Here is a 12,272-nt window from a genome sequence, read left to right as displayed (position 1 = left end):
CCGGTCACCGTGCCGGCCGCTGGCTGCGGATGAAATACAACGCTTTTTCCACCGTCTGGGCATTTTTTTCGCTGATCTCTGCTTTGCGCGGAATCGGGGGATACAAGTCATCCGGGTCGTCCCACTCAAGCGGAAGCGCGAAGGGTGAAAGCGGTTGCTAACGTTCGCGCCGCTCATCTGGCAGCGGGCCGGACACATCGGCTTGTCCTGTCATCTCGAGCCAAAGGAGCGCCCATGCCCGCGGCACGACGCGCCAGATGTCATAGCCGCCGACGACGACGGCGATCCAGCGTCCGCCGCAATATTCATGTGCGATTTCGTGCGCGAGCTTCGGAATGGCGCGGTACGTTTTCATCGTCACCGACAAATGGGTGAGCGGATCGTAATAGTGGGCGTCGACGCCGTTTTGCGTCACGATGACATCCGGGCGGAAAAAGTCGGTGATTTCCCGAAGCGCGGTCGTATAGGCGGCGATCCATGATTCGTCTTCCGTGAACGCATCAACGGGAATGTTGAACGAATAGCCGTAGCCTGCGCCTAAGCCGCGCTCGTTGACATTTCCGGTCCCTGGGAACAAATAGCGCCCCGTTTCATGAATGGAAAACGTGCAAACGTTCGGATCGTCGTAAAACGCCCATTGCACTCCGTCTCCATGGTGGGCGTCCGTGTCGACGTACAACACGCGCAGTCCGTATTTCTCCCGGATGTATTGAATGGCGACCGCGCTGTCGTTGTAGACGCAAAAGCCGGACGCTTTGCCGCGGAAGCCGTGGTGCAGACCGCCTCCAAGGTTGAGCGCATGCCCGGCCGCTCCGGAAAGAACCGCGTCGACGGCGGTGAGGGTGCTGCCGACCAAAAGAGCGCTCGATTCGTGCATGTTGGGGAAAATCGGTGTATCCTCGGTGCCAAGGCCGTAGTTTTGCGCCGCCGCTTCCGATATAAATAAAAATGGCGACGGCTGGCGCGATTTTATGCAAATAGTCGATCGGATGGCGGGATCGAATTCTCATATACGTCCGAACAGCCGGGATGTTGAACGATTGCTGCAAGACATAGCGCACCGTGACGAGCCCGTGCGTTTTTCCGTCCGCGTTTTTCGGTGTATACGAACCGATCGAAAGCGACAAGTCGGGAATGATCGTCGCCGGCTGGATGACGCCCATCTCCATCGCCGGCGTGTATACTAAGAGCGGTTTCATCGTTGACCCGTTGGACCGGTGCGCCTGGGTGGCGTGGTTCAACTGCTCGCGCCCATAATCGAGGCCGCCGACGAAGCTGATGATTTTTCCCGTTTTGTTTTCGATGAGCATCGCCCTGACTTCGACCGGTTGGCGATGGAGGTCATTTTTCCTGTTTTCTTGTCTTTGGTGTAATACACATTGTCGCTTCCGTAATACGGGTAGCGGGCGGCGATGCGCTGCATTTGTTCATAAATCTTTTTGTCGATCGTCGTATAACATTGTGGAATTTTGCTGATTTTTCGCCGTTTGTGCGAAAAGCGTTAGGGTTGACAGCGAGCGCATCGCTATGGTAATAATAATGTATATATTTCATATGAGAAAGCGATGATGGGAACAAGTAGCGGCTGCCTCCCTGGTGCAGAGAGCTGGCGGACGGTGCGAGCCAGTCCACAGGCAGGCGTGAATTACCTCCCTGAGCAGCGATGGCGAACGTTTTTGGCACCTAGTAGCCATCCGCCGGCCGGCGCCGTTATCCAAATGAGTGAGAAAGCACCATGCTTTCTAAGTAGGGTGGTACCGCGACGAACACTCGCCCCTTCATCACGGGCGGGTGTTTTCTTTTGCATGACATTTATAAAGAGGTGAAGGACATGGATTTGCTTGCGGAATTGCAATGGCGCGGGCTCGTCAACCAAACGACGGATGAAGACGGGTTGCGCAAACTGTTAAATGAGGAGCGGGTGACGCTCTACTGCGGGTTTGACCCGACGGCGGACAGTTTGCATATCGGCCACTTGGCCACCATTTTGACGATGCGCCGCTTCCAGCAGGCGGGGCACCGGCCGATCGCTCTAGTCGGCGGAGCGACGGGGTTGATCGGCGACCCGAGCGGGAAAAAAAGCGAGCGCACGCTCAATGCCAAAGAAACCGTCGAGGCATGGAGCGCGCGTATTAAAGAACAGCTCGGCCGCTTTTTAGATTTTGAAGCGGACGGCAATCCGGCGAAAATCAAAAACAACTACGACTGGATCGGGCCGCTGGATGTCATTACGTTTTTGCGCGACGTCGGCAAGCATTTCAGCGTCAACTACATGATGGCGAAAGAGTCGGTTCAATCGCGCATCGAGACGGGCATTTCATTTACCGAGTTCAGCTATATGATGCTGCAGGCATACGATTTTCTCCGCCTGTACGAGACGGAAGGATGCCGCCTGCAAATCGGCGGGAGCGACCAATGGGGCAACATCACGGCAGGGCTTGAGCTTATTCGCAAAACGAAAGGCGAGGCGCGGGCGTTTGGCTTGACGATCCCGCTTGTGACGAAAGCGGACGGCACGAAATTCGGGAAAACGGAAAGCGGCACGATTTGGCTCGACAAAGAGAAAACGTCGCCGTACGAGTTTTACCAGTTTTGGATCAACACCGATGACCGCGATGTGATCCGTTACTTGAAGTATTTTACGTTCCTGTCGAAAGAGGAAATCGAAGCGCTTGAACAAGAGCTTCGTGAGGCCCCAGAGAAGCGGGCGGCCCAAAAGACGCTTGCTGAGGAAGTGACAAAGCTCGTGCACGGCGAAGAGGCGCTCAGGCAAGCGATTCGCATTTCTGAAGCGCTCTTTAGCGGCGACATTGCCAATTTGACAGCGGCGGAAATTGAGCAAGGGTTCAAAGATGTACCGTCATTCGTTCATGAAGGAGGCGACGTTCCGCTTGTCGAGCTGCTCGTTTCTGCCGGCATTTCGCCATCGAAGCGACAAGCGCGCGAAGACATCCAAAACGGCGCCATTTACGTCAACGGCGAGCGCCTTCAAGACGTCGGAGCCATATTAACGGCTGAACACCGCCTTGAGGGGCGGTTTACGGTCATCCGCCGCGGGAAGAAAAAGTATTATTTGATTCGCTACGCCTAAGAAAAAAGATCCGAAATGCTGATGCATTTCGGATCTTTTTTGCGCCTTAACGCGAGTAGAACTCGACGATGAGCGCTTCGTTGATTTCCGCCGGCAGTTCGGAACGCTCCGGCAAGCGGGTGTACGTCCCTTCCATTTTTTCCGGATCAAACGACAAGTAATCTGGAATGTAGTTGTTCGCTTCGAGCGCTTCTTTAATCACTTGCAAGTTGCGCGATTTTTCGCGAACGGCGATCGTTTGTCCCGGTTTGACGCGGTACGACGGGATGTTGACGCGGCTGCCGTCGACCAAAATGTGGCCGTGCGTCACGAGCTGGCGGGCTTGACGGCGCGTGCGGGCCAACCCTAAGCGATAGACGAGGTTGTCTAGGCGCGATTCTAACAAAATCATGAAGTTTTCGCCGTGTTTGCCCGGCATTTTGCCTGCTTCTTCAAACGTTTTGCGGAATTGGCGTTCGTTCACGCCGTACATATGGCGCAGCTTTTGTTTTTCTTGCAGCTGCAAGCCATATTCCGACAATTTCCGCCGTTGCCCCGGACCGTGTTGGCCAGGCGGATACGGACGTTTTTGCAATTCTTTCCCCGTGCCGCTCAACGAGATGCCAAGGCGGCGGGAAATTTTCCACATTGGGCCAGTATAACGAGCCATTCGTTGCTCCTCCTTACGCTTTTATTCCCGTAAAATAAAAGCAGATGTGCGCCAACAATTATGGCCATTTTGTTTTCATGCATCCTCGCTCTCGCAGCTAAGAGTTACACGATGCACCTCGGCGGGTCGAGGAACAAAATGAACCATAAAAGTGGGCACAAAGGCTGCTATATTTTACACAAAGGCTATTATATGATTTTTAGAGGATAAAGTCAACATTTTGTTTCCCTTCTTCTCTATTTGTATGATATAATAAAAAATGCAATTTTTAGAAAAATTGTCATCCCATTCTCTTATTTGGAATGATGATGCCGGTTTGGGTGGAAAAGGCGATGAACAAGGAAGAAATGAAGCGGTATGAATCATTTAAACAAAAATTTTTCCACTGGTTTTTAGCGTTTCAGGACGATAGGCCGTTTTCGGCGGCGGCGGGCGAGTTGCTCGCGCTGCTAAAAGAAGAGCTGGCGCTCGAGCAAGCCGTTTTTTATTTGTACGACCCGGTGCGGGCTGCCTTTTATCCGGAAGCGGCCGCGGTTGGGACGCCGGACGCTAGGCCGATCGCGGCTGATGGAGAGCGGAAAGTCGCTGTTGTCGATGCCGGTGGGCCGCATATGGCGGCCCGGCTCTTTTTCATGCTTTCCGATGAGACACCGGCGATGGTCGAGCTCGTGTATCGAAAAGATGGCGGTTTTGACGAGCGGTTGTTGTGGGAGATCCGGACGGATTTGGCGCGATTGTTTCGGAAACTTAGCGCGGTGCTGCAAGGAGAGGGCGAAGAGAAACGGTATGGACAGCTGCATCACTTTGCCGCAAAAATTCATTCCTCGATGCATATCGATGTTGTGCTTGAAGAAATTATCCGCACGCTGCAAAACGTCTATCCATCATTCACCTACCACCTTCTGTTGTCGCATGACAACCATCTGCGCGGAAATTTGCCGATTAAAACGCTTGTATTGGATGAAAGGGAAAAACAGACGGCGGCGTTGCGGGCGTTTTTGACTGGACAAGTGCAATGCGAGGAGATGGAGACGCCGCCGCGCTCGGTGCTGTACGCCCCGATTAAAGGGGTGCAGGCGGTGTATGGGGTGATTGAAATGATCGCCCCATACGCTGCGCCATTTCCAAAACGAGAGATTCATTTTATTTCGCTGCTGGCGAGCACGGCTGGAAGTGCGCTTGAGAACGCCAAGTTGTATGAACAGTCGCGCCGGCTTGTCGCCGATTTGCAGCTGATCAACGACACAATGCGCCAATTGAACGCCCGGCCGCGGCTTCATGAAGCCATTGAGTACATGGTATCGCAAATCCAACAATCGTTCGGCGCGGATGAAGTCGGTTTTTTCTTGTTTGCCGACGGCAAGCGGGAGCTTTTGCCAGGCAGTACGCCGTTTTTTTTCGACCATCGGTCCGAGCCCTATATCGAATGGGTGGAAAAGCGGCGCCAAAGCGGAAATGACATTTTATTTGCCGGTGATGTATGCGTGTCCGCTTTCGGTTCGTTTCGTTCCATCATGGCGGCGCCGATGCAGCAAAACAAGGAAACGAAGGGACTGTGCATTGCGCTCGCCAGCGAGCCATACCGATTTACGTTTGAGATGTTTAAGCTCTTGGAATCCCTCGTTCAACATTCAACGCTGGCGTTTATGAACGCGATGCTGCGCGAAGAGCTCGAGAAGATAGTAGTCACTGATTATTTGACAAAGCTGCATACGCGCCGTTACTTGGACGAGGTGATCCAAACATCCATGGGATCCGATGCATCCGGGGCGCTCATTTTGTTTGACATTGACAACTTTAAGCAAATCAACGATGTGTACGGCCATCAAACGGGCGATAGGGTGCTCGTCCAAGTGGCTGAGACGGTGTGCGCCAACATTCGCGATGGCGATGTGGCGGCGCGTTGGGGCGGGGAAGAGCTGGCGGTGTATTTGCCGAAAGTGCCGCTGTCTGACGCCATTTCGATTGCCCGCCGCATCACAGAAAAAGTCAGAGAACAAACGATTCCGACGGTGACCGTTTCGTGCGGTGTGTCATGGTGGGAGCGCCAAGGCTGCGAGGATGCAAAACAGCTGTTCAAACGAGCCGACGCCGCGCTTTATATGGCAAAAGAGACAGGAAAAAACTGCATTTTTGTGCACGATGACGGTCATTTGTATAAGGTGTAAAAAAAAGGAATCCGAGCAAGCGGATTCCTTCTTCGCGCTTGGTGCGCTTTTTTCGTCAGGCGGAAATGAGCACGCTGGCAAACTGCTCCAAGTAGCGGCGGTCGATGTCATCGAAGCGGTTTTTCACCGGGCTGTCGATGTCAAGAACGCCGATGACGCGGTCGTCTTTGATGAGTGGCACGACGATTTCCGATTGAGACGCCGCATCGCAGGCGATATGGCCCGGGAATTGGTGAACGTCTGGAACGACCACCGTCCGCCGTTTGGCGGCCGCCGTGCCGCACACTCCTTTGCCGAACGGAATGCGCACGCATGCCGGCAAGCCTTGGAACGGGCCAAGCACAAGCTCCTCGCCGTCTGCGAGGTAAAAACCGACCCAATTGATGTCGGTGAAAAACTGGTTGAGCAAGGCGGCTGCGTTCGCCAAGTTGGCGATGAAGTTGGGTTCCCCGGAAATGAGCGATTTCAGCTGTTCGATGACGAGCGCGTAATTTTCTTCGCGTGTTCCGTTGTAAGCCATGGGACGAAACATAGAACTAGCCTCCTTTTTCATCATGGTTGGAGCAGGACTCTGGCCTCAACATCCAGCAGGATGCAAGCAGGGAAATGGCTGATTCGCCTATTTTATGACGGCTGCGGGCGGTTGTCAACCGAAAGCGCCTCGCGGTCCATCCTCTCCCGTCCTTGGTGCAAGTCGGCGGCGCGATGGGCGTCGGATCCGTAGACGATTGGGATGCCCCGCCGCCGCGCCTCGGCGATCACGCCGCCCGGCGGATACGGCTCAAGGCAGAGTGGTTTGGCGGCGCCGGCGCCGTTGTAGTCCAATTCATAGCCGAACTGCTTGATGTCATCGAGAATGGAAACAATCCACTCATCCATTGGTTCCAAGCATGGGAAACGGCGTTGGAACTTGCGCACAAGCGTCATATGGCCGATACGTCTCGGTTTGTAGCGGCCAAGCTCCGTGCGGATCGATTGCAGCACTGTTTCGTAGTAGGCGCGGTGGACGCGTTCGACCGATCCGAACAAGCGGACGATGTCGGCGAACATATCTTCGCTGTAATCAAGGCATACATATTGCCCTTCGTAGGCCAAAAAGTGAACCGATAAAATGCTGTCGTCAAGCAGCGGGCCGACCTCGTCGAGCAGGCGGGTTGTTTCTTCCTCAAAGCCAGGAATAAAATCGACTTCGAGCCCGACACGGATGGCAATGTCGTTTCGGTAGCGGGCTTTCACCTCAGCGACGGCGTGCAAATAGCGCTCAAGCTGGCTAAGCTTCATCGAACAGTCCTGGTTGGGCGTTGGATCGATAAACCGCTCAGGAAGCGGGGCATGCTCCGTAAAGGAAATGTCGGTATAGCCCAGTTCGATCGCGCGCTCTACATAGGCCTCAAGCGGATCTCGGCTTCCGTGCGGACAAAACGGCGTATGAATATGCCCGTCGCGCATGATCGATTTTCCTCCTTTCTTCATGTATCATAGAAAAAATAGTGAAGATTCTTGTAAAAAAAATAAAAATTTTGGTCAAAAAATGTCGTTAACATGGTATCATAAAAACATTGAAAAACATATATTTTTGTCTTCCCCGCTATTTTCGTTTGTTCGATAGAAGTAGCTTGAATGCAAGGAGGGCATCAGCGGATGGGAATGGCATGGATCGTTCTGCTCCTCGGATCGGGGGCAATCATATATAATCATGTGTACCGAAAGCGGATGTACCGGGAAATCGATCGGCTCGAGGAATGGAAAATCAACTTGATGAACCGGCCGGTACCGGATGAGCTGGCGAAAGTGAAACAGCTGAATATGACAGGGGAGACGGAGCAGCTGTTTGAACGATGGCGCCAGCAATGGGACGACATTGTGGCAGTGAAGCTGCCGAATGTGGAAGAACAGCTGTTTGACGCGGAGCGGCTGCTCGACAAATACCGCTACCGGCAGGCGCGCCGGCTGCTTGGGCAGATCGCCGACGGATTGCGTCGTCTTGAGGAAGAAGTGCATGAAATCATTCATGAAGTGAATGAGTTGATCGGCAGCGAGGAACAAAGCCGGGCGGAGATCGAGGAGCTGCGTGCGGCTCACCGGGAAGCGAAAAAGACGCTGCTTGCTTACCGTTATACGTTCGGTTCGGCTGCCGACTTGCTTGACGTCCGTTTAACGGAAGCGGAAAAGCAGTTTCAGCGGTTTGCCGAATTGACGGAAGCCGGCAACTATTTGGCGGCGCGCGATGTGGTTCTGACACTGAAGGAAGAGCTCGGCCGGCTCACAGCCATGATGGAAGATATTCCTAAACTTCTTGGCGAATGCCAAACGTCGTTGCCAGCTCAGCTCGCTGAGTTGGCTGATGGCTATCGAGAGATGGAAGAGCGCGGATACATCCTTGACCATTTGCACATGGAGCGCACGCTTCAGGAAAAACGGGAAAAAATCGAGCAATGTCTGGCCATGATCCATGAGCTGCGCATCGAAGAAGCGAAGCAGATTGTCGCTGAGCTGAAAGAAGAGATCGACGCGCTCTACGATTTGCTCGAAAACGAAGTGCTCGCGCATCAATATGTGCAAACGGAAATGCCGCGCCTCAGCGGCATGCTTCAGGAGCTCGCCGCCGAGGCGAAGGAAACCGAGGCCGAGGCGCTGTTCGTCCAGCAAAGCTACCATTTGGCGCCAAGCGACCTCGAAAAGTACCGGAGCATCGAAAAGCAGCTGCACCAGTTGCAAAAGCGGTTTTTTCTCATTCAAGACCGCGTTGCCGAGGCGAAAACAGCGTATTCGCTCCTGAAAGAGGAGCTTGAGCAGCTTGTGTCTCAGATCGACCTCATGAAGGAAGAGCATGAACAGTTTCGAACGATGCTGCAGACGCTGCGCAAAGACGAATTGATCGCCCGCGAAAAGCTTGACGGCATGAGAAAAACATTGGCCGAGGCGCTCCGCCTTGTGCAAAAAAGCCGGCTGCCGGGGCTGCCTGAACCGTATGCGCTTGAATTGGCGGAAGCGAGACGCAGCTTGCAAGCCGTTGCCGCGCGTCTTGAAGAAAAGCCGCTTGACATGCCGGCGGTCGACCAAGCGTTGGAGGAGGCGAAAGCGGCTGTGGAACGGTTGTATGAGCGGACGGTGGAAATGATCGAACAGGCGACGCTGGCGGAGCGGACGATTCAATACGGCAACCGCTACCGCCGCCGCTATCCAGCGGTCCGCAAAGGGCTGGAAGAAGCCGAATTTTTATTTCGCCATTATGATTATGAGGAGGCGCTCCGGCAGGCGGTGGCGGCCGTTGAAGAAGTCGAGCCGGGCGCGTTTGACCGTGTGCAGAAATTATGGCAGGAGGATAACAGCCGCGAACAGTGATAAACCACCCGATCACGAGTATTGATTATCCATTATTTTACCTAAAAAACACAGAATCATATGGCTGAACACAAGCTTTTCTGCCTCTTCCCTCAAACAAGAACGCCGCCCGGAATATCTTGAATGAGGGGCTTCGTTTGCTGTCTTCGTAAGGCAGCCAAACCGTGGGACGCACGGGGATGGCTTGGCTGACAGCCTGCCGTGGGGCGGGTGTTCCCAAGAATCTCCCACCTCTTCGCGCAGGTGGAAGATTGTTCAATGGGTTTTTGGTGAATAATGTAAATGACGGTGTGTTTTCGTTGTCGATTGGCGCCTGTTTTGGTTAAGATGGACGATGTACAGCGATATTTTGCCGACAATGAGCGGAGGATGGAAGCGATGATTTATCTTGACAACAGTGCGACGACCAAACCATTTCCCGAGGTGATCGATTCGTTCGTCGCCGTCGCAACGAACTATTTTGCCAATCCGTCGTCGCTCCATGGGCTGGGCATGAAGGCGGAGCGGCTTTTGGCGCAGGCGCGTGAACAAATCGCCGCCATGCTGCGCGTTAAGCCGAACGAAATCGTTTTTACCTCCGGCGGAACGGAGGCGAACAATTTCGCCATCAAAGGGGTCGCCTGGCAATATCAGCGGCGCGGCCGGCATATCATTACGACGAAAATCGAGCATCCGTCTGTCGCTGAACCGTGCCGCCAGCTTGAGGAGCTTGGTTTTGAGGTGACGTACTTGCCGGTCGACCGCGAAGGAAGGGTATCGGTTGAGCAAGTGGAACGCGCGCTGCGCGACGATACGATTCTCGTGTCGGTCATGCACGTCAATAACGAAGTTGGCACGGTGCAGCCGATCGAAGAAATCGGCGCCCTCTTGTCCCGCTATCCGAAAACATTGTTTCACGTCGATCGGGTGCAAGGGATCAGCAAAGTGCCGCTCGACTTGAAGCAAGCCGGTGTCGATTTATGCACGATATCGGCGCATAAATTTCACGGATTGCGCGGCGCCGGCTTGCTTTATGTCCGTGAAGGCGTCCGCTTGGCGCCGTTGATTGCCGGCGGCGGGCAGGAGCGGCAGCTTCGGTCCGGAACGGAAAATGTCGCCGCCATCGTCGCGATGGCGAAGGCGCTTCGCTTGGCGCTCGAGCGCTACGAGCGGGACATCGGCCGGCTTCAAGCATTGAAAGACGAGTGGCTTGAAGCGCTCTTGGCGATTCCAGACATCGAGATCAACACGCCGCGCGATGGCGCCGCTCCTCATATCATCAACTTTTCGTTAAAGCGCGGCGTGAAGCCGGAAGTGTTTGTTCACGAACTGGAAAAAAGAGGAATATACGTTTCGACGACGTCAGCCTGTTCATCGAAAAAAAAGGCGCCGAGCAAGACGCTTTTGGCCATGGGGCTTGGTGAAGACCGAGCCGAGCGCGGCATTCGCATCAGCTTGTCGTTTGACAACAGCCGGGAAGAAATCGCGCCGGCGGTGGCAGCCATCAAGCAGGCGATCAAAACATTAAGCGAGGTAACGGAATAAGATGATGAACTATGACCGCATTTTGATCCGCTACGGAGAAATGACGACGAAAGGAAAAAATCGGAACATCTTCGTCCGGCGTCTTAAAAACAACATTGCCCGCAAACTGCAGGCGTTCGAGCGGATTCAGATTGAATATATGCGTGACCGAATGTACATTTTATTAAACGGCGAGCCGCATGAACCGATTATCGAAAAGCTGAAAACCGTTTTTGGCATTCATTCGTTCAGCCTGGCGATGAAGTGCGAAAACGATCTGGACGCCATTAAGGATACGGCGCTCGCCGCCGTCCGCCAGCTCCCATACAAAGGAAAAACGTTTAAAGTGAGCGCCCGCCGCGTCGATAAGCAGTTTCCGTATCGAAGCGACGAGCTGAACTACGAGGTGGGGGCGCATATTTTGCGGCAGACGGACGGGCTTAGGGTCAACGTGCGCGAGCCGGATATTGACGTGCGCATTGAAGTGCGCCAAGACGGGACATATGTCACGTGCCGCGACATTTTCGGCGCCGGCGGCCTGCCGGTCGGAACGAGCGGCAAGGCGATGCTCATGCTCTCCGGCGGCATCGACAGCCCGGTTGCTGGTTATTTGGCGATGAAGCGCGGTTTGGAAATCGAGGCCGTCCACTTTTTCAGCCCGCCGTTTACAAGCGAACGGGCGAAGCAAAAAGTGATTGACCTCGTGCGCAAGTTGACGACATACGGCGGGAGAATCAAGCTTCACATCGTGCCGTTTACGGAAGTGCAGCAAGCCATTTATCAAGGAGTTCCGAACGAGTACTCGCTCATTTCCACTCGGCGGGCGATGCTTAGGATCACCGACGCGCTGCGCCGCCGCCAGCGGGCGTTGGCGATTGTCACAGGCGAAAGCCTCGGCCAAGTCGCGAGCCAGACGCTAGAAAGCATGTACGTGATCAATGAGGTGACCAATACCCCGATTTTGCGCCCGCTTGTTTCGATGGATAAACTTGAAATTATCGAGCTGGCGAAGCAAATCGGCACACATGATATTTCCATTCTTCCGTATGAAGACTGTTGCACCATTTTTACGCCAAGAGCGCCGAAAACGAAGCCAAAAAAAGAAAAAGTGTTCCATTATGAGAGCCAGCTCGACCTCGCTCCGCTTCTGGAAAAGGCAGTCAATGACACAGAAACGCTCGTCATTGATGAAGAAACAGGGCAGGGCGATGAGTTTGCCGAGCTGTTTTGAATTTCAAAATTTACCAAAAAGCATCGCTGCATATCGCCATCTGTTTTCACACATTCTATAGGTACAAGGAGGTGAAAACAGATGGCACGCAACAACAATCAATTGCTTGTTCCGGGTGCCCAACAAGCGCTCGAACAAATGAAATACGAAATCGCCCAAGAATTTGGCGTCAACTTAGGCGCTGACACGACTTCCCGCGCCAACGGTTCGGTCGGCGGAGAGATCACGAAACGCCTCGTTGCCATGGCGCAGCAACAATTGGGCGGCGCACGCCAATTCTAATTT

Annotated in this window: 9 protein-coding genes, 2 pseudogenes and 1 other annotated feature; of the genes and pseudogenes, 6 read left to right on the top strand and 5 right to left on the bottom strand. The window is 53.9% G+C overall.

From position 1 onward, the window contains the following. Positions 1–4 precede the first annotated feature (4 nt). Both NSQ51_RS12890 and NSQ51_RS12885 read right to left on the bottom strand, forming a co-directional pair. Positions 5–940, bottom strand: a pseudogene (locus NSQ51_RS12890) (acetoin utilization protein AcuC); the annotation flags it as partial. A gap of 25 nt (positions 941–965) precedes the next feature. Next, positions 966–1,456 (bottom strand): annotated as a pseudogene (locus NSQ51_RS12885) (penicillin-binding transpeptidase domain-containing protein); the annotation flags it as partial. Between the two features lie 100 nt (positions 1,457–1,556). Then, positions 1,557–1,781 (top strand) — a binding site (T-box leader). Positions 1,782–1,831: 50 nt separating this feature from the next. Here NSQ51_RS12885 and tyrS point away from each other — a divergent pair. Further along, positions 1,832–3,091 carry a tyrosine--tRNA ligase gene (gene tyrS, locus NSQ51_RS12880; protein WP_033014498.1) on the top strand — a complete coding sequence of 420 codons (1,260 nt, stop codon included), beginning with the start codon at positions 1,832–1,834 and terminating at the stop codon, positions 3,089–3,091. A 46-nt stretch (positions 3,092–3,137) separates the two neighbouring features. On the opposite strand, the gene rpsD is transcribed toward tyrS, so the two are convergent. Further along, positions 3,138–3,740, bottom strand: coding sequence for a 30S ribosomal protein S4 (gene rpsD, locus NSQ51_RS12875; RefSeq protein WP_033014494.1), 603 nt, complete (start codon positions 3,738–3,740; stop codon positions 3,138–3,140). Positions 3,741–4,072: 332 nt separating this feature from the next. On the opposite strand from rpsD, the gene NSQ51_RS12870 reads away from it, so the two are divergent. Further along, complete coding sequence (locus NSQ51_RS12870) at positions 4,073–5,908, top strand: diguanylate cyclase (RefSeq protein WP_049625031.1); 1,836 nt, start codon at positions 4,073–4,075, stop codon at positions 5,906–5,908. A 55-nt stretch (positions 5,909–5,963) separates the two neighbouring features. On the opposite strand, the gene NSQ51_RS12865 is transcribed toward NSQ51_RS12870, so the two are convergent. Then, the gene (locus NSQ51_RS12865) at positions 5,964–6,440 is read right to left on the bottom strand and encodes a GAF domain-containing protein (RefSeq protein ID WP_011232274.1); all 477 of its coding nucleotides are present in this window, start codon (positions 6,438–6,440) and stop codon (positions 5,964–5,966) included. Between the two features lie 92 nt (positions 6,441–6,532). Beyond that, a complete protein-coding gene (gene hisJ / locus NSQ51_RS12860) occupies positions 6,533–7,357 on the bottom strand; it encodes a histidinol-phosphatase HisJ (protein ID WP_049625010.1) in 825 nt (274 codons plus the stop codon). 192 nt (positions 7,358–7,549) lie between these two features. Here hisJ and ezrA point away from each other — a divergent pair, with 192 nt between their 5' ends. The 4 genes from ezrA to NSQ51_RS12840 all read left to right on the top strand — a co-directional run bounded on the left by ezrA (position 7,550) and on the right by NSQ51_RS12840 (position 12,269). After that, complete coding sequence (gene ezrA / locus NSQ51_RS12855; RefSeq protein ID WP_033014492.1) at positions 7,550–9,253, top strand: septation ring formation regulator EzrA; 1,704 nt, start codon at positions 7,550–7,552, stop codon at positions 9,251–9,253. Positions 9,254–9,631: 378 nt separating this feature from the next. Then, on the top strand, positions 9,632–10,777 hold the full coding sequence (locus NSQ51_RS12850; protein ID WP_033014582.1) for a cysteine desulfurase family protein: 1,146 nt from the start codon (positions 9,632–9,634) through the stop codon (positions 10,775–10,777). Between the two features lie 4 nt (positions 10,778–10,781). Beyond that, the gene (thiI, locus tag NSQ51_RS12845) at positions 10,782–11,987 is read left to right on the top strand and encodes a tRNA uracil 4-sulfurtransferase ThiI (protein ID WP_033014580.1); all 1,206 of its coding nucleotides are present in this window, start codon (positions 10,782–10,784) and stop codon (positions 11,985–11,987) included. Between the two features lie 81 nt (positions 11,988–12,068). After that, a complete protein-coding gene (locus NSQ51_RS12840) occupies positions 12,069–12,269 on the top strand; it encodes an alpha/beta-type small acid-soluble spore protein (RefSeq protein WP_033014490.1) in 201 nt (66 codons plus the stop codon). Positions 12,270–12,272 lie beyond the last annotated feature (3 nt).

Origin of the sequence: Geobacillus sp. FSL K6-0789 (genome assembly GCF_038593135.1) — a bacterium.
GTDB lineage: Bacteria > Bacillota > Bacilli > Bacillales > Anoxybacillaceae > Geobacillus > Geobacillus stearothermophilus.
This window is presented reverse-complemented; position numbering and strand designations above follow the sequence as displayed.